Below are 21,978 nucleotides of genomic sequence, written 5' to 3'. Positions count from 1 at the left end.
TTCACTGTGAGCGACCCTACGGAGCAAAAACTGATGTCGACCACCTGGCATATTCTCGGCGCCGGCAGCCTGGGCACACTCTGGGCCGCTCGCCTGGCGCGCGCCGGTGTGCCCGTCAGGTTGATCCTGCGCGATGCTGCTCGCCTGGCCAGCTATCAGACGGCCCAGGGGCTGACCCTGGTGGAACACGGCGTAGCGCACACCTACCCGGTGATCGGCGAAACGCCCGACAGCCCGGAGCCAATTCAGCGCCTGCTGGTGGCGTGCAAAGCCTACGACGCGCAAAGCGCCGTCGCACAGTTGCAGCACCGGCTGGCACCGAACGCCGAGTTGATCCTGCTGCAAAACGGCCTCGGCAGCCAGGACGCAGTGGCCGCGCAACTGCCCCAGGCCCGCTGCATCTTCGCCTCCAGCACCGAAGGCGCGTTTCGTGATGGCGACTGGCGCGTAGTGTTTGCCGGCCATGGCTTCACCTGGCTGGGGGACGCCGGCCACCCTACCCCGCCCCTGTGGCTGGAAGACCTGCACGCCGCCGGTATCCCCCACGAATGGAGCACCGATATTCTTACGCGCCTGTGGCGCAAACTGGCGCTCAATTGCGCGATCAACCCGCTGACCGTGCTTTACCATTGCCGCAACGGCGAACTGCAAACACATCAGTGCGAAGTGGCCACCTTGTGCGCCGAACTCGGTGAACTGCTGGAATGCTGTGGCCAACCGGCTGCGGCGCAGGATCTGCAGCATGAAGTGGAACGGGTGATCCATGCCACGGCGGCCAATTACTCCTCCATGTACCAGGACGTAGCCAATGGCCGGCGCACCGAAATCAGCTATTTGTTGGGCTATGCTTGCCAGGCGGCAGCGCGCCACCAATTGAGCCTGCCGCATTTGCAGCAACTGCAGGTACGCCTGGTTGACCAGTTGCTTGCACGCGGATTGCCCCGCGACTGAGCCACGCGCTACCCTGCCCGCCTGTCTATCACCTGGGAAAACCCTGATGCCGCTGCGCCAGCGTCTAGAAAACCTACCGGTCGGGCAGAAACTGCTGGCCGCCCTGCTGGTGCTGCTGACCACCGTATTGCTGGTGGCCAACCTGACCTTTATCAGCGCCGCCTACTGGATCTCCCAGGAAAGCATGGCGCCCCAAGCCTTGCAGGCCATCGGGCGGCTGGTGTCCAACCCCGCGCTCGCCGCCGAGGCCCTCGAGTCTCCGGCCAAAGCCGAAGCCCTGCTCAACGAACTGACCAGCTATTCGCCCCTGCGCGCAGCGGCGCTGTTTGACGGCGAAGGCACCCGCCTGGCGCAGATGCAACACGGCAATCGGCTGCAGTTACCGGAAAACTACCGGCATATCGAAGCCTGGCGCCTCACCGAGTTTCGCAGCAACCAAGTCATCACCCTGCCCCGCGCCGGCCAGCCTTCCGGGCATTTGTTACTGGTGGCCAGCAGTGAGCTGCCGGTGGCCTTCTACACCGGCACCCTGACCGCCAGCCTGGGCATTCTGATTTTCAGTGTGCTGCTGTGGCTGATTATCGCCCGGCAGATCAAACGCCTGATCACCCGCCCCATCCATGAACTGGAAGAACTCTCCCGCCAGGTAACTCGCGAAGAGAACTACGCCCTGCGTGCCGGCCGTGGCAACCACGATGAAATCGGCAGCCTGGCCGAAGCCTTCAACACCATGCTGTCACGCATCGAAGCCCGCGAGCAGCAGCTCAAGCGCGCGCGTGACGACTCCCAGGCGGCTTACGACCAGGCACAAGGCTTGGCGGAAGAGACGCGCCACACCAACCGCAAGTTGGAACTGGAAGTGCAGGTTCGCAGCAAGATCGAGAAAAAACTCACCGGTTTTCAGAATTATCTGAACAGCATCATCGACTCGATGCCGTCGGCTCTGATCGCCCTCGACGAGCAACTCTATGTAACGCAGTGGAACCAGGAAGCCAGCGCGCTTTCCGGCACGCGCCTGGATGAGGCGCTGAACCAGCCGATCTACCTCGCCTTCCAACCGCTCAAGCCCTACCTGCCGCAGATCAAGGCCACGGTCGAGCAACACACGGTGGAGCGTATCGAACGCGTCACCTGGGTCAAAGACGATGAGCCCAAGCATTACGCACTGACCTTTTACCCGCTGACCGGTGGTGCCGGGCGTGGTGTGGTGATCCGTATCGATGACATCACCCAGCGCCTGTCCCTGGAAGAAATGATGGTGCAGTCGGAGAAAATGCTTTCGGTCGGTGGCCTCGCCGCCGGCATGGCCCACGAAATCAATAACCCGCTGGGGGCAATCCTGCATAACGTGCAGAACATCCGTCGCCGCCTGTCCCCCGACCTACCCAAGAACCTGGAACACGCCGAGCAGGCGGGCATCTCGCTGGCCGAGGTCAACCAGTACCTGCAAAGCCGCGAAGTGCCGCAACTGCTCGACGGCATCCAGCAGGCCGGGGCGCGGGCGGCGAAGATCGTCACCCACATGCTCAGCTTCAGCCGCCGCAGCAACCGGCAGATGGCCCCTTGCGACCTGCCGGCACTGATCGACCAGGCCGTGGAAATCGCCGGCAATGACTTTGACCTGGCCATCGGTTTCGACTTCAAGGGCCAGGCGATCATCCGCCAGTTCGACCCGCAACTGGGCCCGGTGCCCGGCACCGCCAACGAGCTGGAGCAGGTGCTGCTCAACCTGCTGAAAAACGCCGCCCAGGCCATTCATTTGCGTGAAGACGACAGCGAGCCGGGGCGCATCATCCTGCGTACCCGCCTCAACCCGCCATGGGCGGAAATCCAGGTGGAAGACAACGGCATCGGCATGAGTGAAAACGTGCGCAAACGCACGTTCGAGCCGTTCTTCACCACCAAGGAAATCGGCCAGGGCACCGGGCTTGGGCTGTCGGTGTCGTATTTCATCATCACCAACAACCACAAGGGCCAGATGGAAGTGCATTCCACCCTGGGCCAAGGCACGTGCTTCACCTTGCGCCTGCCCTTGGCCGGCAGCCAAATGCCGCCCTATGAACTAACCCAATTGGAGCACTGACCATGGGCTTTCGCCTGTCGAAGATTTACACCCGCACCGGTGACAAGGGTGAAACCGGCCTGGGTGACGGCCGCCGCGTGCCCAAGGACCACCCCCGTGTGGAAGCTATCGGCGAAGTCGATACGCTGAACAGCCAGCTGGGGTTGTTGCTGGCGGGTCTTGAAGAACAAAGCGGCAAGCATCCGGAACTGACGGAGGTGATCGAGGTGCTGACACCTTGCCAGCATCGCCTGTTTGACCTCGGCGGTGAGCTGGCAATGCCGGTGTACAAAGCGCTGAATGCGGCAGAAGTGGATCGGCTGGAAGCGGCGATTGATCGCTGGAACGAAGAAGTGGGCCCGCTGGAGAACTTCATCCTGCCCGGTGGCTCGGCGCTGATCGCCCAGGCCCATGTGTGCCGTAGCCTGGCACGCAGCGCCGAGCGGCGGTGTCAGCAGCTGAATGCGCTGGAACCGTTGGAAGGCGTGGGGTTGGCGTATATCAATCGGTTGTCGGATTTGCTGTTTGTGGCGGCGCGGGTGATTGCCAGGCGCCAGGGTGTTGCGGAGGTGTTGTGGCAGGCGGCGGCTAAACCACACTGATGATTCGGTCGCCATCGTGGGCAAGCCCACTCCCCCATTTGAATTGTGAACCCAGTCAAATGGGGGAGCTGGCTTGTCTGCGATGAGGCCCTCAAACAGCATCAAACGTCCGGCCAGAACGCCCTGATACCCGCCACACCCTGAGCCCCAACGTCCCAAGCCTGCTCCCGCTCGGCAGGCCCAACGCCACCCAGCAGAAACACCGGCTTGCTAAAGACGCTGATCAACTGCGCGGCCTGTTCCCAACCCAATGGCTGTGCCTCCGGATGCGTCTGGGTCGGCTGCACCGGGGACAGCGTGACAAAATCCACGTCCATCATTTCCGCCAGCGCCAGCTCTTCAGCGTTATGGCACGAGGCAGCCAACCAGCGATCCTTGGGCAGCGGGCGGCCCTTGCTCGCATATTTACGCAATTGCGCCGAGGTCATGTGCCAGCCGGCCGCAGGAAAATCCCCCAGCCATTCAAACGGACCCTTGATCATCAACTGTGCCTTGCCGGCACACAGGCCCACGGCGTCCACCGCCAGGTCACGGTATTTGGGGTCGTAACCATTGGGCGCACGCAGTTGAACCAGTTTGATACCACCGGCAATGGCTTTCTGGATACCGCGCAGCAACGTCGGGCTTTCCAGTTCACCCGGGGTAATCAGGTAGTCGGCCGGCAAGCGGGCAGCGGTCACAATCGGCGCATTCGCCGCCGGGAACTCATAGTTGAGCAGATCCCGCGGGGCCACCCATTCCAGCGGTTGCCCTTCAGCGCCATGCGGCTCGCCGCTGAAGGCCGAGACTTCCCAGACATCCAGCAACACCTGCTTGTCCGGGTAATCATGCTGCACCTTGATCAGCGGTCGCGCCGTGGTGACCTGGATACCCAGCTCTTCCTGCAATTCGCGGGACAGCGCAGTGGCGACTGACTCATCGGCCTCCACCTTGCCGCCGGGAAACTCCCAGAGGCCGCCCTGATGCTGGGTATCGGCACGGCGCGCCAGCAGGATCCTGCCATCGACACCGCGGATCACCGCTGCTGCTACATGCACTCGTTTCACCACGCTTTCCTCTTGGCAATCAGGTGCGGTATTCCGCGTTGATCTTCACGTACTCGTGGGACAGGTCGGTGGTCCAGATGGTTTCGCTGCACTCACCGCGACCCAACTCGATGCGGATGGTGATTTCTTCCTGCTGCATCACCGCCGAGCCCTGGGCCTCGGTGTAGGTCTCGGCGCGGGCGCCACGGCTGGCGATGCACACCTCACCGAGGAACACGTCGATCTTGCTCACGTCCAGGTCCGGCACGCCGGCACGGCCGACGGCAGCAAGAATGCGGCCCCAGTTCGGGTCGGAGGCAAACAGCGCGGTCTTGATCAATGGCGAGTGGGCCACGGTGTAGCCGACATCCAGGCATTCCTGGTGGTTGCCGCCGCCGTTGACTTCAACCGTCACGAACTTGGTAGCGCCCTCGCCGTCACGCACGATGGCCTGGGCCACCTCCATGCACACTTCAAATACCGCCTGCTTCAGCGCAGCGAACAGCGGGCCTTCGGTGGAGGTGATTGGCGGCAGGTTGGCCTGGCCGGTGGCGATCAGCATGCAGCAATCGTTGGTCGAGGTATCGCCATCGATGGTGATGCGGTTGAACGACTTGTTGGCGCCGTCCAGCATCAGGCGCTGCAGCACGTCGCGGGAAACGTTGGCATCGGTGGCGATGTAACCGAGCATGGTGGCCATGTTCGGGCGGATCATGCCCGCGCCTTTGCTGATACCGGTCACGGTGACGGTCACGCCGTCGTGCACGAACTGGCGGCTCGCGCCTTTCGGCAGGGTGTCGGTGGTCATGATGCCGGTGGCCGCAGCCGCCCAGTTATCCACAGACAGGTCATCCAGCGCAGCTTGCAGGGCGCCTTCGATTTTTTCCACCGGCAGCGGCTCACCGATCACACCGGTGGAGTACGGCAGCACTTGGCTGGCGTCCACGCCGGCCAACTGGGCCAGCTTGGCGCAGGTGCGTGCGGCAGCCACCAGGCCAGGCTCGCCGGTGCCCGCGTTGGCATTGCCGGTGTTGGTCAGCAGGTAACGGATCGGGCCGGCGACACGTTGCTTGGCCAGGATCACCGGCGCGGCGCAAAAAGCATTGAGGGTGAACACACCGGCAACGGTCGAGCCTTCGGCACAGCGCATCACCACCACATCCTTGCGCCCTGGGCGCTTGATGCCGGCCGAAGCGATACCGAGTTCAAAACCGGCGACCGGGTGCAAAGTGGGCAAAGGACCAAGACCAACAGCCATGAATGCGCTCCTTAAAATAGGTGATGTCTGTACCGCCGTGATCGACGGTGAAATTAATGGCAAAACGCCGCGACGGCAGAGGCCGGTCGCGGCGCAGGGTGTTGCAGCCTCAGGCGAAAATCTTAGTTGATTTCGCCGTGGCAGTGTTTGTACTTCTTGCCCGAACCGCACCAGCACAGCTCGTTGCGACCCAGCTTCTGCTCATTACGAACCGGGGTTTGAGCCAAGGCCACATCGACCTCTTCGCCCAACACCTCAGGCGCTTCCAGCCCCGGTGCTTCGTCGTGCTGGAACTGCATGCGGGCGGCCAGTGCTTCGGCTTCCTGACGCAGACGAGCTTCTTCCTCGATCGGGTCTTCGCGACGCACCTGAACGTGGGACAGCACGCGAATCGAATCGCGCTTGATCGAATCCAGCAGCTCGGAGAACAGCGTGAACGACTCGCGCTTGTACTCTTGCTTCGGGTTCTTCTGGGCGTAGCCACGCAGGTGGATACCGTGACGCAGGTGGTCCATGGTCGACAGGTGGTCTTTCCACAGGTCGTCCAGCACGCGCAGTACGATTTGTTTCTCGAAGGTGCGCAGTGCTTCGGCACTCGCCTGCTCTTCTTTTTCGTTGTACGCGGCCAGAAGCTCGGTCATCAGCTTCTCGCGCAGCGTCTCTTCATACAGGTGGTCGTCTTCATCCAGCCATTGCTGGACCGGCAAGTCGACACCGAAGTCGCTCTTCAACGCAGCTTCCAGACCGGCAACATCCCACTGCTCAGGCAGCGACTGTGGCGGAATGTGTGCGCTGACGGTGGCGTTGAGAACGTCCTGACGGAAATCAGCGATGGTCTCGCCAATGTTGTCAGCGGCCAGCAACGTGTTACGCATGTGATAAATCACTTTACGCTGTTCGTTGTTGACGTCATCGAACTCCAGCAGTTGCTTACGGATGTCGAAGTTGCGGCCTTCTACCTTGCGCTGGGCCTTCTCGATGGCGTTGGTCACCATGCGGTGCTCGATCGCTTCACCGGACTGCATGCCCAAGGCTTTCATGAAGTTCTTCACCCGATCCGAGGCGAAGATGCGCATCAGGCTGTCTTCCAGCGACAGGTAGAAACGGCTGGAACCGGCGTCACCCTGACGACCGGCACGGCCACGCAGCTGGTTGTCGATACGGCGCGATTCGTGACGCTCGGACGCGATTACCTGCAGGCCACCGGATTCCAGCACAGCCTGGTGGCGTTTCTGCCAGTCAGCCTTGATCTGGGCGATTTGCTCAGGGGTCGGGCTGTCCAGCGAAGCCACTTCCACTTCCCAGTTGCCGCCCAACAGGATATCGGTACCACGACCGGCCATGTTGGTGGCGATGGTCAGTGCGCCTGGGCGACCGGCCTGGGCAATGATCTCGGCTTCTTTTTCGTGGAACTTGGCGTTCAGAACCTTGTGCTCGATGCCTTCCTTGTTAAGCAGGTTGGACACGTGCTCGGAAGTTTCGATGGTGGCGGTACCCACCAGGATCGGACGACCCTGGGCCAGGCCGTCCTTGATGTCGTTGATGATTGCCGCGTATTTCTCTTCGGCCGTCAGGAACACCAGGTCGTTGAAGTCTTTACGCGCCAGCGGCTTGTTCGGCGGAATCACCATCACAGCCAGGCTGTAGATCTGGTGGAACTCGAACGCTTCGGTGTCGGCCGTACCGGTCATGCCGGACAGTTTGTTGTACAGACGGAAGTAGTTCTGGAAGGTGGTGGACGCCAACGTCTGGCTTTCGGCCTGGATGTTGAGGTGCTCCTTCGCTTCGATTGCCTGGTGCAGGCCCTCGGACAGACGACGACCCGGCATGGTACGGCCGGTGTGTTCGTCAACCAGTACGACCTGGCCGTCCTGCACGATGTATTCGACGTTGCGATGGAACAGCTTGTGGGCGCGCAGGCCGGCATACACGTGGGTCAACAGGCCCAGGTTGTGCGCCGAGTACAGGCTTTCACCCTCCGCCAGCTCGCCGATCTGGGTCAGCATCTCTTCGACGAACTGGTGACCGGCTTCGTTGAGTTCGACCTGGCGGGTCTTCTCGTCGATGCTGAAGTGACCTTCTTTGGTCACCACGCCTTCCACTTCCTCGATGTGCTGCTCCAGGCGCGGGATCAACTTGTTGATCTCGGTGTACAGGCGCGAGCTGTCTTCGGCCTGGCCGGAGATGATCAGCGGGGTACGGGCTTCGTCGATCAGGATGGAGTCGACTTCGTCGATCACGGCAAAGTTGAGTTCGCGCTGGAATTTTTCTTCCATGCTGAACGCCATGTTGTCGCGCAGGTAGTCGAAACCGAATTCGTTGTTGGTGCCGTAGGTGATGTCGGCAGCGTAGGCGGCGCGCTTCTCTTCCGGCGGCTGGAACGGCGTTACCACGCCCACGGTCAGGCCGAGGAATTCATACAGCGGGCGCATCCAGTTGGCGTCCCGGCGAGCCAAGTAGTCGTTCACCGTCACCACGTGCACGCCCTTGCCGGACAATGCGTTGAGGTAAACGCCGAGGGTTGCCACCAGGGTCTTGCCTTCACCGGTGCGCATTTCGGCAATCATGCCTTCATGCAAGGTCATGCCGCCGATCAACTGAACGTCGAAGTGGCGCATGCCCATGACACGCTTACCGGCTTCACGGGCGACCGCAAACGCTTCGGGAAGCAGCTTGTCGAGGGTTTCACCTTTGGCTATGCGGGCCTTGAACTCTTGGGTCTTGGCGCGCAATTGCTCGTCCGAAAGGGCAACCATCTGCTCTTCGAAGGCATTGACCAGCTGCACCGTCTTGAGCATGCGTTTGACTTCGCGCTCATTCTTGCTTCCAAAAAGTTTCTTTAACAAAGGCGCAAACATATCGGCAGGTTCTTCCACACATAGGGATGGAGGGCGCACCGTCAGTGGCCCGAGCAGCCCTCACGGCCGCATGCGAACGCGCATTCTACCCGGATTCGTGGGTGAGGAAAGTGGCGTTGTTCCCCGATGCAGGCATGGGGCTGTGAGAGGGCTTGTTTAAAATAAGGGCTTTTGGCGGAACTTCAACCCATGGAACGCAGAAGTTACCTATTGATTTCATGGGGAAACCTGCGCGGGTGCATTGCCTGGGGGCCTGCGAGCGCTTTCTGCTAAGATGGCTGCTCTGTTACTTAAGGTGTCTAATCATGGCATTTCGCCCTCTTACAGCCCGCGCGCCCAGCGTGTTGCTTCGCGAAGCCAAGCCGTTGAAAGCCATCTTCAGCCATGCGCAACGCTTGGGCCATCTGCAACGCCTGCTCGAGAGCCAACTGCAACCCGCCGCACGTGAGCACTGCCATGTGGCGTCCTGGCGTGAAGGTAATTTGCTGCTGATTGTCACCGATGGCCATTGGGCAACCCGTTTGCGTTATCAGCAAAAACGCCTGCAGCGTCAATTGATGGCCTTTGATGAGTTCGCCAGCTTGATGCGCATCCAGTTCAAGGTGCAACCGCCCACCGTCCAGCAAGGCGCGGTGGGGCATACCATGGACTTGTCGGTGAATGCGGCCGAAACCATTCAGGCAACGGCCGACGGGATCAGCGACCCAGGCTTGCGCGCAGCGCTTGAGCGGCTGGCCGCCCACGCCAAACCCAAAGCCTGAGCCGCTACTTGCGCTTGCTGCCGCCCAGCAACGAGCCCAATAAACCCCGCACCAGTTGCCGCCCCATCTGATTGGCGGCTTGCTGCATGGCGGACTTCAGCGCCTTGCCCGCCGCCGTTCCCAGAAACGCTCCGGCCTTATCGGTGAAACTCGGTTCCTCGGCCGTCGGCTTGGCCTCCTCGGTCGGCCCCAGGTCCTTGCGCGCCATCAGCACTTCATAGGCGGATTCCCGGTCGATCGGCTTGTCATAGCGGCCCTGCAATGCTGAACCGGCGACCAGCGCAACACGTTCCGCCTCGCTCAACGGCCCGATCCGTGATTGCGGCGGCGCCACCAGCACGCGCTGGACGACTTCCGGCGTGCCTTTTTCCTGCAACGTTCCCACCAACGCCTCACCGGTGCCCAACTCGGTCAGCACCGCCAGGGCATCAAAGGCCGGGTTCGGCCGAAAACCGTCTGCCACGGCGCGCAAGGACTTCTGTTCTTTGGTGGTGAACGCCCGCAAGCCATGCTGGATGCGCAAGCCGAGTTGAGCCAGCACGCTGTCCGGCAGGTCGCCCGGCGATTGGGTGACGAAATACACGCCAACCCCTTTGGAACGGATCAGCCGCACCACTTGCTCCAGGCGATCCTGCAACGCCTTGGGCGTGTCGGCGAAGAGCAGGTGCGCCTCATCGAAAAACAGCGCCAGCAGCGGTTTGTCCGCGTCACCGCGCTCCGGCAATTGCTCGAACAACTCCGCCAACAGCCACAGCAGGAAGGTCGCGTAGACCTTCGGCGCCTCGTGCACCAGGCGGCTGGCATCCAGCAGGTGGATACGCCCGCGCCCGTCGCTGGTGGGCTGCAGGATATCTTCAAGCTGCAGCGCCGGCTCACCAAACAACGCCTCGGCGCCCTGCTGTTCCAGCACCGCCAGGCGCCGCAGCAGCGCCTGGCTGGAGCCGGTGGTCATCAATGCCGCATCCTCGCCAAGCAACTCCGGGTGATAGCGCAGATGGTTGAGCAGCGCCTTGAGGTCCTTGAGGTCCAGCAACAGCAAGCCTTCGCGGTCTGCCACCTTGAAGGCTGCATACAGGGCCGACTGCTGGCTGTCGGTGAGTTCCAGCAGGCTGCCGAGCAGCAGGGGCCCCATTTCGCTGATGGTGGTGCGCAACGGATGACCGGACTGCCCGTGGATATCCCACAGCGTGACCGGATAAGCCTTAGGTGTGTAATTAAGGAAGGGCATGCCCGCAATGCGCTCGGCGACCTTGCCCTGGGGGTTCGCCGCCGCGCCCAGGCCACACAGGTCACCCTTGATATCAGCGGCGAACACCGCCACCCCCGCATCGCTGAAGGCTTCGGCCAGACGTTGCAATGTGACGGTTTTGCCGGTGCCGGTGGCGCCGGCGATCAGCCCGTGACGGTTGGCCAGACGCATGGCCTGGGCAATCGGCTGGCCAGAGAGGTCTGCGCCGATAAGGAGTTGCGTGGAATCAGACATTTCGTCACCCATGGTTAATCTTTAGTGTCGCCAGGTCGATAAAGACAGATGTGAGACCCACAAAGTCTAAAAACAGGTCAGGTAGTTCCTCCACGGACACTTAGAACTACCACAAGAAGTATCACACCTTTTTTGACGCTGCCATTTTGCGCATCCCATAAGGACGCGCTTCGGATAATAAGACCATAGCGGACCCTACAAGCCATGAATAAAAACCTGCGCTTCAGCCACAAAATCCTGCTTGCAGCCTCCCTTATCGTCATCGCCGCCTTCGCGCTGTTTACCCTCTACAACGACTACCTGCAACGCAACGCCCTTCGCGACGACCTCAACAATTACTTGCACGAAATGGGCGACGTCACCGCCAGCAACATTCAGACCTGGCTCACCGGGCGTATTGCACTGGTGGAAAACGCTGCGCAAAACATCGCCGTCAACCCCGAACCCTCCACCGTAGCCAGCCTGCTCGAACAGAAAACCCTGACGTCTTCGTTCATGGCAACCTACGTAGGCGACAGCACGGGCGCCTTCACCATCCGCCCCGACACCAAGATGCCGGACGGCTTCGACCCGCGTGTGCGGCCCTGGTACAAAGGCGCCCAGAGCAGCAACGGCTCAACGCTGACCGAACCTTATATCGATGCCGCCACCGGCAAGTTGATCATTTCCATCACCACCCCAAGCACCAAGGGCAGCCAAAGCATCGGTGTGGTGGGGGGTGACCTGAGCCTGCAAACCCTGGTGGAGAATATCGGCGCACTGAATTTCGGCGGCATGGGCTATGCCTTCCTGGTCAGTGCCGATGGCAAAGTGCTGGTGCATCCGAACAAAGATCTGGTGATGAAGACCCTCGCCGACGTATACCCGAAGAACACGCCGAAGATCAGCGGAGACTTCAGCGAAGTCGAGGCCGACGGCAAAGACAATATCGTGACTTTTACCCCGATCAAGGGCCTGCCCTCGGTGAATTGGTACCTCGGTATTGCAGTAGATAAAGACAAATCCTTCGCCATGCTCAGCGAATTCCGCACCTCCGCCGTGATCGCCACGCTGATTGCCGTGGTGATCATCATCGCCCTGCTGGGCATGCTGATCCGCGTGCTGTTGCAGCCGCTGCATGTAATGACCCGCGCCATGCAGGACATCGCCGACGGCGAAGGTGACCTGACCCGCCGCCTGACCATCCAGAATCACGATGAATTCGGCACCCTGGGTAACGCATTCAACCGATTCGTGGAGCGGATTCATACATCGATCCGCGAAGTATCCTCGGCTACCGAGCAGGTGAATGAAGTGGCATTGCGGGTGGTCAGCGCGTCCAACTCGTCGATGGTCAACTCCGACGAGCAAGCCAACCGCACCAACAGCGTCGCGGCCGCGATCAATGAGCTGGGCGCCGCCGCCCAGGAAATCGCCCGTAATGCGGCGCAAGCCTCGAGCAACGCCAGCGATGCGCGCCACCTGGCCGAAGATGGGCAACAAGTGGTTGAACGCAACATCAAGGCGATGACTCAGCTGTCCGAGATGATCAGTGCCTCCAGCAGCAATATCGAAGCGCTCAATAGCAAAACCGTGAATATCGGCCAGATTCTTGAGGTGATCACCAGCATTTCCCAGCAAACCAACCTGCTGGCCCTGAACGCCGCCATCGAAGCGGCCCGCGCAGGCGAAGCCGGGCGTGGGTTTGCGGTGGTTGCCGATGAAGTGCGCAACCTGGCCCATCGCACCCAGGAATCGGCGCAACAGGTGCAAAAAATGATCGAGGAGCTGCAAGTCGGCGCCCGCGACTCGGTCAGCACCATGAGCGAAAGCCAGCGCCACAGCCATGACAGCGTGGAAATCGCCAACCTGGCCGGTGAACGCCTGAATAGCGTGACCCAGCGCATTGGCGAAATCTATGGCATGAACCAGTCGGTGGCCACCGCTACCGAGGAGCAGACCTCGGTGGTGGAGTCGATCAACATGGACATTACCGAGATCAACACCCTCAACCAGGAAGGCGTGGAAAACCTGCATTCGACCCTGCGCGCCTGTGCCGACCTGGAACAACAGGCCGCGCGCCTGAAACAGTTGGTGGGCAGTTTCCGGATCTGAACCCGGCACTTGCCGCTTTAATCCGCAGCGGGCTCGACTTGGTCCTGCTCGCGCTGCCACAACTCGGCGGCACCTGGAAATTCGGTGCCGTCCTCGCTGCTCAAGTCATCCGGGTCGTATCGGCTCAAACACCCCTCCCCCAAGGTCGCGGGAGCTTTAGCGGTGGCTTTATCCAGCGGATCGCTCATCAATCAATCCTCAATGGCAGGCAAAGAAAAAGGGCCTGGGACGATTTAACGCCCAGGCCCCTTGTTCTTCAATCAAAAGACGTCTTGTCAGAACACGACCGTCTTGTTGCCGTGCACCAGCACGCGGTCTTCCAGGTGGTAACGCAGGCCACGGGCCAGGACCATCTTCTCGACGTCACGGCCGAAACGCACCATGTCTTCAATGCTGTCGCTGTGGCTGACACGTACCACGTCCTGCTCGATGATCGGGCCGGCGTCCAGCTCCTCGGTGACGTAGTGGCAGGTTGCTCCAATCAACTTCACGCCGCGCAAGGACGCCTGGTGATACGGCTTGGCGCCGACAAACGAAGGCAGGAAACTGTGGTGAATGTTGATCACCTTGCCGGCGTATTCGCTGCACAGTTCCGGCGGCAGGATTTGCATGTAGCGCGCCAGCACCACCACGTCGGCCTCGTGCTGTTTGACCAGGCGGGACACCTCGGCGAAAGCCGGCTCCTTGTCCTGCGGGTTCACCGGCACGTGGTAGTAAGGGATGCCATGCCATTCGACCATGCTGCGCAGGTCGTCATGGTTGGAGATGACACAGGCAATCTCGCAGTCCAGTTCATCGCTGTGCCAGCGGTGCAGCAGGTCCGCCAGGCAATGGGACTCGCGGCTGGCCATCAACACCACGCGTTTTTTCTGCTCGGTGTCGGTGATGTGCCAGGTCATCGAAAACTCTTCGGCGATCGGCGCAAATGCCTCGCGAAAAGCCTCCAGGCCAAAGGGCAGCGTATCGGCACGAATTTCGTGACGCATGAAGAACCAACCGCTGAGATTGTCCGAGTGATGGCTCGCCTCGGTGATCCAACCGTTGTGAGAGGCCAGAAAGTTACTGACTTTGGCAACGATGCCAACCCGGTCCGGGCAAGCAATCACCAGCCGAAAAGTGCGCATTAGGGGAAAACTCCAGAACTTCGCAAAGGCCGCCATTCTAGCGATTGCGCAGGAAAACTGCAGTATTCGTTAACGCTTATTCTGATCACCGGCCCCTACAATGCCCCTTAATAGCCTGAGGTTTTAGCACTTTTATATGAATCTACTGCGTCAGCCTCCGGTTGTTCGCCGCCGTTGAGGGAGATTATCTTTAGCCTACGACCTAGTAATTAACTCGATTGCATAGGATGACTACAAACATTCAAAGTAATTCACATAAATGCGGCCTTAAATGTTTACTTGGGGAAAGCGCCTGACTATTATTGGGCCACTCTCCCTGTCAATCAGCGCTCTACATAAGGTAGTCCACATGTCTCTGATCAACGAATACCGTGCCACCGAAGAAGCTATCAAAGAGCTGCAAGCCCGTTTGAAGAACCTGTCCCAAGACGACAAACTGCAAACCGAGCTGGAATTCGAAGGCAAATTGCGCACCCTGATGGGTGAATACTCCAAATCCCTGCGTGACATCATCGCGCTGCTGGACCCAGAGTCGAAAGTTAAAGCACCACGTGGCGCTGTGAAAACTACCGGCACCAAACGTGCTCGCAAGGTCAAACAATACAAAAACCCGCACAACGGCGAAGTGATTGAAACCAAAGGTGGCAACCACAAAACTCTGAAAGAGTGGAAAGCCAAGTGGGGCGGCGACGTGGTTGAAGGCTGGGCTACCCTGCTGGGCTAAGCACAACCGGGCCCACGCCTGATACGCGACACATTAAAAACGCCAGCTTGCTGGCGTTTTTTATTGTCTGAATATTCTGTAAAAAACCGACTACAGATTCATCCGCGCCGCTAAAGAGTCGGCATATTCCTGCCACTGCGCCAGCACCTCACACTGAGCGGGTGTCGCACTTGCAGCCAACTCATGCCGGGCCTGGTTAAATACCTCAAGGGTAATTGGAGCGCCCCACTCGGGGTTTGACAAACGTTGCTGACAGAAAAGCCTCCAGCGTTGTTGCTCCTCGTTGTTCAAGGTGCCCGGGAAGTTACGTGCACGGTAGCGAAACAATAATTCAGGTAAACGCTGATCATCAAAAGGCCACTGCGGGTGCGCTAATTGCGCCGGTTCGGCCACCCGGACTTGTTCGCATAAGCGCCGATCACGGTCACCGATAAAACCATCGTAAAGCTGTTGTTCCGGGTCCTCATTCGCAGCAAATTCTTCCTGCGCGTAAATGGCCGCCAACTTATCGCGCCAAAGTTCCTGTGCGTCAGTTAGCCGCAGCGCCCGCTCCTCATAAATGCTCATATCCAAGTGCAAACGTTCACGGTCTTCAGCCCGCAGCACATTCAACGGGGCGACCACGGGGCAGCGGTTGATATGCACCAACTTGAGCGGCACCGGCAGTTCGCCCTCAGCCAGCTCGTCACGGCGCGTGTACAGGCGTTGGCGCAAGGCATCCGCGCCAAGCTCCAGCAGCCCTTGAGGGTCGAGCCCAAGGTCGCAGACGATCAGCGCATTGCGGTTGCGCGGGTGCCAGGCAAGCGGCAATACAACGCCCAGATAATGACGCTCTGCAGAGAAACGTCCAGAAATATGCACCATCGGTTGCAACAGGCGCACCTGGTCCATCACTCGTTGTTTGCTGCGCAGCTGGAACAGCCAGTCGTACAGCTTGGGCTGTTTTTCGCGAACCAGTCGCGCCAGGGCAATCGTGGCGCGCACGTCGGACAACGCATCGTGGGCCTGACCATGGTCGATACCGTTGGCGGCGGTAAGGCGCTCCAGCTTGAGCGTGACGCGCCCATCCTGCTGCGGCCACTCAATGCCTTCCGGGCGCAGCGCGTAGGCGGTGCGCACCACGTCGATCAAATCCCAGCGGCTATTACCGCCCTGCCACTCCCGCGCGTAAGGGTCAAAAAAATTGCGATACAGGCTGTAGCGCGTCATTTCATCGTCAAAGCGCAAGGTGTTATAGCCGGCGCCACAGGTACCCGGAGCGGCCAGTTCGGCATGTACCCGGGTCATGAAATCGGCCTCGGCCAAGCCTTTTTCCGCGAGTATCCCTGGTGTAATGCCGGTAATTGCGCAGGCGGCGGGATGGGGCAGGATGTCGTCGCTCGGCTGACAATAGAGATTGACCGGAGCGCCGATCTCGTTGAGTTCGAGGTCCGTACGAATACCGGCTACCTGGAGCGGGCGATCGCTGCGCGGGTTGATACCGGTGGTTTCATAGTCGTACCAGAAAATGGAGGTCACGGGCTATTCCTGTACTGAAGATCGACGAAGTCTAGGCGCTGAACGGCATTCGAGGCCAGCGCCGATTCAACTGTACAAACATCCAGCAAAACCTTGAGTGGTTGCTTCCATCGCCGACACTGCTAGCATCCGTGTCTCTCAGCCGCTTTGCACTGCCAAGGATCGCGATGCCAACAGCCCCATTGGATACCTGCTACCAGATCGAGACCCCGGAGGGCATCGACCTGCCGCTGCGCCCTGCCGGCCTGATGCCGCGTGCGCTGGCTTTTGCCTTTGACCTGGGTCTGCGTGGAGTGGTCATGGGTGTGCTGCTGGTGCCATTGGCCTTGCTTGGCAATATAGGCATCGGCCTGGGCTCACTGCTGCTGTTTCTGATCAGCTGGTGGTACATGGTGCTCTTCGAGGTGCTCAACCAGGGCTGCTCACCGGGCAAACAGGTCATGGGCCTGCGTGTAGTACAGGACGACGGCACCCCGATCGGCTGGTCTGCCTCCCTGATCCGCAACCTGCTGCGGTTTGTCGACATGCTGCCCTTCGGCTACTTTCTCGGCGCGATCAGTTGCCTGCAACATCCTCACTTCAAGCGCCTGGGCGACCTGGCCGCCGGCACACTGGTGATCTACCGCGAACACGCCCTTGCACGCCCCAACGTGCCTCAAGCGCCGGCGCTACGCTTGCCCTTCGCCCTGGAGCTGAGCGAACAGCGGGCCATCCTTGGGTTTGCCGAACGTCAGGGCGAACTGTCCGCAGACCGCGTTCACGAATTGGCGTCGATCCTCGCCACACCTCTACAGGTATCCCCGGCCCGCGCCGTGGAGCAGCTCAATGGCGTGGCCCGTGGCCTGCTGGGGCCGACATGAAGCAGAGCCTGTTCGAAAGCCGCCACCAACCACAATGGCAAGCCTTTGCCGAACAACTGAAGCAGTTGGAACAGGGCAAGGCCAAGGCCGGCGAAATAGCCGACTTCCCTCATCAGTACCGGCGACTGTGCCAGCATCTGGCCTTGGCTCAGGAGCGGGGTTACAGCAGCTACCTGGTGGACCCGTTACAGCAACTGGCCCTGCGTGGCCACCAACAGTTATATCGTCATCGCAGCCAATTGGCGGCCAACGTGCTGAGCTTCGTACTGGCCGATTTTCCTCGGCTGGTGCGCGAACAATGGCGTTTCGTGCTGATCGCCAGTCTGCTGTTCTTCGGCAGCCTGGTGGGTATTGCCCTGCTGGTCTACCTGTTTCCAGACCTGATCTACAGCATCGTAAGCCCCCAGCAGGTGGCCGAGATGCAGGCCATGTACGACCCCGAAGCCAGTCGCCTGGGCCGCGCAGCCGAACGTGCATCCAGCGAAGACTGGATGATGTTCGGCTACTACGTGATGCACAACATCGGCATCGCATTCCAAACGTTTGCCGCTGGATTGCTGTTCGGCCTGGGCAGTGTGTTCTTCCTGATTTTCAACGGTCTGATCATCGGCGCAGTCTCCGGGCACCTGACCGAAATCGGCTATGGGCAGACCTTCTGGTCGTTCGTGATCGGTCATGGTGCGTTCGAACTGAGTGCGATCGCCCTCGCCGGTGCGGCAGGGTTGCAACTGGGTTGGGCACTGATTGCTCCCGGGCACTTGACCCGTGGCGAGTCCTTACGGCTGGCCGCCCATAAAAGCGTGCAGATGCTGTGTGGGGTGATGGTGTTCCTGCTGATCGCGGCGTTTATCGAGGCTTACTGGTCCTCCACCACCGGAATAGCCCCATGGGTCAAATACCTGGTAGGCACCGCGCTCTGGCTGTTAGTGGCCGCTTACCTGATCTTCGCCGGAAGGAGCCGCCATGCGCCTGAGTGATGCCAGCGTGGTAATCCGCCCGCGTAGCTCCTGGGAAGCCATGGACCTTGGCGTATTAATGGCTCGGGAACATCGCGTGCTGTTGATGAGTAGCTGGGCACTGGTAACCCTGCCGGTTTTCGCCTTGCTCACCGTGCTGCTGTGGAAATATCCGTCCACCGCCATGTTCCTGTTCTGGTGGCTCAAGCCGGCCTTCGACCGCCTGCCGCTGTATATCCTGTCCAAGGCTTTGTTTGGCGAAACGCCCAGCCTCAAGCAAGCCGTACGCCAGTGGCCGCGCCTGCTGAAGGGGCAATTGCTGGCCAGCCTGACCTGGCGGCGGCTCAGCCTGAGCCGCAGTTTTGCCCTGCCGGTCAGCCAACTTGAAGGCCTCGATGGCCAGGCACGTCAAAAACGCCTGGGAGTGCTGCAGCAACGTAACGCAGGTGCTGCGCGCTGGCTGACCACCATCGGCGTGCACCTGGAGATCGGCCTGTGGTTCGGCTGCATGGCGCTGTTCTACCTGCTTATTCCCCAGCAACTCGAAATGGATTGGGACTGGCAACGCCTGGCACTGTCGACCAGCTCGCAAGGGCTGTGGCTTGAGCACCTGGGCAACGCCTTCTACGCCTTGATCCTGGTGTTTTGGGAACCGATCTATGTCGCCTGCGGTTTCAGCCTTTACCTAAACCGCCGCACCGTACTGGAGGCATGGGACCTGGAGCTGGTGTTCCGTCGCCTTCGTCAGCGCCTGAGCAGTGTGGCTCCCCTGATGTTGCTGGTGGTCGGGCTTATGCTGCTGCCGTTGAGCACACCCGTCATGGCCGACGTGTCCACGCCGCCCAAGCCACTGAGCACTCAAGATGCGAGCCGATCCATCAAGTCCCTGCTGGACAAGCCCCCGTTCAAAAACCCGGAAACCGTCACACGCTATCGCTTTGGCGAAGACAAGCCCGCGGTTAAAAACGACACACAGCGTGATGGAAAACTCCCGGCTTGGCTGCAGGCGCTGCTGGACAACCTCAACAGCGATACCTTCAAGCACATCGCCCTAGGTCTGGAAGTACTGTTATGGAGCCTTTTGGTGGGTGGCCTGACCCTGCTGGTGTGGCGCTATCGCGACTGGTTGCGCACCTTTGTGCGTAGGCGCGAGTCGCGCCAACCCAAAACCCTCAAACCACTGCCCACGCAATTGTTCGGCCTGGAACTGGGCGCCGAGACATTGCCTGAGGATATCGCCAGCACCGCCGAGCAACTATGGGCCACCCAGCCAAGGGAGGCCCTCGGTCTTCTGTATCGCGGCCTGCTCAGCCGGTTACTGCATGACTTCAACCTGCCGCTGAAAAGCGCCGATACCGAAGGAGAAGTTCTGCAACGTGTTCATCAGTTGCAGCAACCGCAGTTGCTGGCCTTCAGCGATGAGTTGACCCGGCATTGGCAAAACCTTGCCTATGGTCATCGCCTTCCGCCCTCTTCGACCCAACAAAAACTGTGCAGTGATTGGCGCAGCCTGTTCAGTTCGGAAGGCTCCCGATGAACCGGCCATTGTTGTGGGTAGGGCTACTGGTGACGTGCCTGCTTGGCGCCGCTGGTTATTACGCCTGGAGCAAAGCCATTCCCTACGACGTGGTGGTGGATCGTGGCCCCGCGCCTGAGGCCTTGGCCAACCCTTACCTGGCGGCCGAACACTTTCTGCGCCAACAAGGCCTGGCCGTGGAACATGCCAATAGCCTGGAACGGCTGACGACCCTGACCGCCAAGGGCAACAGCCTGCTGATACTGGGCGAACGCAGCAACATGTCACCACGCCAGGTGGAGCAACTATTGGGCTGGGCCAAGGCAGGCGGCCATCTATTGCTGGTGGCCGAAGCGCTGTGGGATGAAGAGACCGGCAAAAGTGGCGACCTGTTGCTCGATCGCCTGCATATCCACCAGACCTTGAGTGACGAACCTGAAGACCCCGAGCCCGTCGTTAAAAAACCTCTTAAAAAGAAAGCACCGGACCTGACCAAGCTGTATGTCGACAATGAAACCGCCCCGGCCTATTTCAGCTTCGACACCGACTTCAATCTCACCGACCCCAAGCACCTGGCGCAATTTTCGGCCAACAGCGCAAGGTCGAGCCACCTGATGCAACTCGACCTCGGCGAAGGCCGTGTCACGGTGATCACCGACAGTGACCTGTGGACAGCCCCGGACATCGGCCAACACGACAATGCCTGGCTGCTGTGGTACCTGACCCAGGGTACTGGCGTGACCTTGCTGTTCAACAGTGACTTCGACGACCTGTTCACCCTGCTGCTGCGGTATTTTCCGCAGGCTCTGGTGGCACTCATCGCCTTGATCGGGCTGGGGCTCTGGCACGCCGGCATGCGCCAGGGCCCGGTCCAGGCGCCCGCAGCCAAGGCGCGCCGACAGTTGCAGGAGCACCTCAAAGCCAGCGCTGATTTCCTGCTGCGCCGCAGTGGCCAGGGCTCGCTGCTGCTGGCTTTGCAGCGCGACATCCTGCGCGTCGCTCGGCACCGCCACCCGGGCTTTGAACACCTCGACAACGCAGAACAGTGGCGGGTGCTGGAACACCTGACGCATCAACCCTCTCACGTCATCAGCCAGGCCCTCGGCCCACTTGCGGCAAAACGGCTTTCCAGCGCCGATTTCAGCCGTCAGGTGGCGTGCCTGCAAACCCTCAGGAATGCCCTATGAGCGAAATTCCAAACGCCACCGCCCTGACCAGCGAAGCTCTGCAGCGCGCCAGCCGCCAGGCCCAGGCCCTGCGCACCGAACTGCGCAAGGCCGTGATTGGCCAGGACCAGGTGATCGACGATGTACTGACCGCCCTGATCGCTGGCGGCCATGTATTGCTCGAAGGTGTACCGGGGCTGGGCAAAACCTTGCTGGTACGTGCCCTGGCGCGCTGTTTCGACGGTGATTTCGCACGCATTCAGTTCACTCCCGACCTGATGCCCAGCGATGTCACCGGGCATGCCGTGTACGACCTGCACACCGAACAATTCAAGCTGCGAAAAGGGCCGGTGTTCACCCACCTGTTGCTCGCCGACGAAATCAACCGTGCCCCGGCCAAAACCCAGGCTGCGCTGCTCGAAGCCATGCAGGAGCGGCAAGTGACCCTTGAAGGCGAGGCATTGCCCATCGGCCAGCCGTTCATGGTGCTGGCAACCCAGAACCCCATCGAGCAGGAAGGCACCTACCCGCTGCCGGAAGCCGAGCTGGACCGCTTCATGCTGAAAGTACGCATGGACTATCCGGACGCGCAGCAGGAGCTGGACATGGTGCGCGAAGTGACGCGCTCGTCCCGGGCAGACATGCTGGATGTGCACCCGCTGCAGAGGATTCTGCTGGCTGAAGACGTATTGCAGTTGCAGCAGATCGCCAGCGAACTGGCTCTGGATGAACACGTACTCGACTATGCCGTGCGCCTGGCGCGAGCCACCCGCAGCTGGCCGGGGCTGGCCATCGGCGCCGGCCCACGGGCCTCCATTGCACTGGTACGTGGCGCACGCGCCCGGGCACTGTTGCGTGGCGGCGAGTTCGTCACCCCGGACGACATCAAGGGCTGCGCCCTGGCGGTACTGCGCCATCGGGTACGTATTGCGCCGGAGCTGGACATCGACGGGCTGGAGGTCGACCAGGTGCTCAAGCAACTGCTGGACCAGATTCCGGCCCCACGGCAATGAAGCGCCC

Annotated in this window: 18 protein-coding genes; 11 read left to right on the top strand and 7 right to left on the bottom strand. The window is 60.6% G+C overall.

The genetic code is table 11. The annotated features are described in order from the left end of the window. The first annotated feature begins 33 nt into the window (after positions 1 to 33). From LRS56_01435 to LRS56_01425, 3 genes are read left to right on the top strand one after another with little or no spacing between them, the layout of a single operon-like run. Positions 34 to 951, top strand: coding sequence for a putative 2-dehydropantoate 2-reductase (locus LRS56_01435; GenBank protein ID WDU63275.1), 918 nt, complete (start codon positions 34 to 36; stop codon positions 949 to 951). Between the two features lie 46 nt (positions 952 to 997). Next, positions 998 to 3,034 carry an ATP-binding protein gene (locus LRS56_01430; GenBank protein WDU63274.1) on the top strand — a complete coding sequence of 679 codons (2,037 nt, stop codon included), beginning with the start codon at positions 998 to 1,000 and terminating at the stop codon, positions 3,032 to 3,034. A gap of 2 nt (positions 3,035 to 3,036) precedes the next feature. After that, entirely contained in the window at positions 3,037 to 3,615 is a 579-nt protein-coding gene (locus LRS56_01425; GenBank protein ID WDU63273.1) for a cob(I)yrinic acid a,c-diamide adenosyltransferase, read from the top strand. Between the two features lie 101 nt (positions 3,616 to 3,716). Here the strand turns inward: LRS56_01425 and LRS56_01420 are convergent, their stop codons facing one another. The 3 genes from LRS56_01420 to secA form a co-directional block, all read right to left on the bottom strand. Beyond that, positions 3,717 to 4,661, bottom strand: coding sequence for a Nudix family hydrolase (locus tag LRS56_01420; GenBank protein ID WDU63272.1), 945 nt, complete (start codon positions 4,659 to 4,661; stop codon positions 3,717 to 3,719). 19 nt (positions 4,662 to 4,680) lie between these two features. After that, the gene (gene argJ, locus LRS56_01415) at positions 4,681 to 5,898 is read right to left on the bottom strand and encodes a bifunctional glutamate N-acetyltransferase/amino-acid acetyltransferase ArgJ (protein WDU63271.1); all 1,218 of its coding nucleotides are present in this window, start codon (positions 5,896 to 5,898) and stop codon (positions 4,681 to 4,683) included. A gap of 122 nt (positions 5,899 to 6,020) precedes the next feature. Next, a complete protein-coding gene (secA, locus tag LRS56_01410; protein WDU63270.1) occupies positions 6,021 to 8,756 on the bottom strand; it encodes a preprotein translocase subunit SecA in 2,736 nt (911 codons plus the stop codon). A 305-nt stretch (positions 8,757 to 9,061) separates the two neighbouring features. Here secA and LRS56_01405 point away from each other — a divergent pair, with 305 nt between their 5' ends. Further along, the gene (locus LRS56_01405) at positions 9,062 to 9,517 is read left to right on the top strand and encodes a DciA family protein (GenBank protein WDU63269.1); all 456 of its coding nucleotides are present in this window, start codon (positions 9,062 to 9,064) and stop codon (positions 9,515 to 9,517) included. Positions 9,518 to 9,521: 4 nt separating this feature from the next. Here the strand turns inward: LRS56_01405 and LRS56_01400 are convergent, their stop codons facing one another. Next, positions 9,522 to 11,000, bottom strand: coding sequence for a DUF853 family protein (locus LRS56_01400; protein ID WDU63268.1), 1,479 nt, complete (start codon positions 10,998 to 11,000; stop codon positions 9,522 to 9,524). 204 nt (positions 11,001 to 11,204) lie between these two features. Here LRS56_01400 and LRS56_01395 point away from each other — a divergent pair, with 204 nt between their 5' ends. After that, positions 11,205 to 13,094: a methyl-accepting chemotaxis protein gene (locus LRS56_01395; GenBank protein ID WDU63267.1), complete on the top strand. Its 1,890-nt coding sequence runs from the start codon at positions 11,205 to 11,207 to the stop codon at positions 13,092 to 13,094. Positions 13,095 to 13,111: 17 nt separating this feature from the next. On the opposite strand, the gene LRS56_01390 is transcribed toward LRS56_01395, so the two are convergent. Beyond that, complete coding sequence (locus LRS56_01390; protein WDU63266.1) at positions 13,112 to 13,282, bottom strand: hypothetical protein; 171 nt, start codon at positions 13,280 to 13,282, stop codon at positions 13,112 to 13,114. Positions 13,283 to 13,369: 87 nt separating this feature from the next. Beyond that, positions 13,370 to 14,218 carry a formyltetrahydrofolate deformylase gene (gene purU / locus LRS56_01385; protein WDU63265.1) on the bottom strand — a complete coding sequence of 283 codons (849 nt, stop codon included), beginning with the start codon at positions 14,216 to 14,218 and terminating at the stop codon, positions 13,370 to 13,372. Between the two features lie 349 nt (positions 14,219 to 14,567). Between purU and LRS56_01380 the strand changes: the two genes are divergently transcribed. After that, positions 14,568 to 14,942, top strand: a complete 375-nt coding sequence (locus LRS56_01380; protein ID WDU63264.1) for a DNA binding protein — start codon at positions 14,568 to 14,570, stop codon at positions 14,940 to 14,942. A gap of 90 nt (positions 14,943 to 15,032) precedes the next feature. Here the strand turns inward: LRS56_01380 and sbcB are convergent, their stop codons facing one another. After that, positions 15,033 to 16,460 carry an exodeoxyribonuclease I gene (gene sbcB / locus LRS56_01375; protein WDU63263.1) on the bottom strand — a complete coding sequence of 476 codons (1,428 nt, stop codon included), beginning with the start codon at positions 16,458 to 16,460 and terminating at the stop codon, positions 15,033 to 15,035. 167 nt (positions 16,461 to 16,627) lie between these two features. Here sbcB and LRS56_01370 point away from each other — a divergent pair, with 167 nt between their 5' ends. Genes LRS56_01370 through LRS56_01350 form a run of 5 tightly spaced genes read left to right on the top strand, consistent with a single transcriptional unit; the run spans position 16,628 to position 21,971 of the window. After that, on the top strand, positions 16,628 to 17,320 hold the full coding sequence (locus tag LRS56_01370) for an RDD family protein (protein ID WDU63262.1): 693 nt from the start codon (positions 16,628 to 16,630) through the stop codon (positions 17,318 to 17,320). Then, complete coding sequence (locus LRS56_01365; GenBank protein WDU63261.1) at positions 17,317 to 18,297, top strand: stage II sporulation protein M; 981 nt, start codon at positions 17,317 to 17,319, stop codon at positions 18,295 to 18,297. The genes LRS56_01370 and LRS56_01365 overlap by 4 nt, the downstream gene beginning before the upstream one ends. Further along, positions 18,284 to 19,813, top strand: coding sequence for a DUF4129 domain-containing protein (locus LRS56_01360; GenBank protein WDU63260.1), 1,530 nt, complete (start codon positions 18,284 to 18,286; stop codon positions 19,811 to 19,813). Before LRS56_01365 ends, LRS56_01360 begins: the two co-directional genes overlap by 14 nt. Continuing rightward, positions 19,810 to 20,979 (top strand): DUF4350 domain-containing protein, encoded by a 1,170-nt coding sequence (locus LRS56_01355; protein WDU63259.1) that lies wholly within the window; start codon positions 19,810 to 19,812, stop codon positions 20,977 to 20,979. Before LRS56_01360 ends, LRS56_01355 begins: the two co-directional genes overlap by 4 nt. Next, positions 20,976 to 21,971 (top strand): MoxR family ATPase, encoded by a 996-nt coding sequence (locus LRS56_01350; protein WDU63258.1) that lies wholly within the window; start codon positions 20,976 to 20,978, stop codon positions 21,969 to 21,971. The genes LRS56_01355 and LRS56_01350 overlap by 4 nt, the downstream gene beginning before the upstream one ends. Positions 21,972 to 21,978: the final 7 nt, after the last annotated feature.

This window comes from Pseudomonas poae (assembly GCA_028869255.1).
GTDB lineage: Bacteria > Pseudomonadota > Gammaproteobacteria > Pseudomonadales > Pseudomonadaceae > Aquipseudomonas > Aquipseudomonas poae_C.
This window is presented reverse-complemented; position numbering and strand designations above follow the sequence as displayed.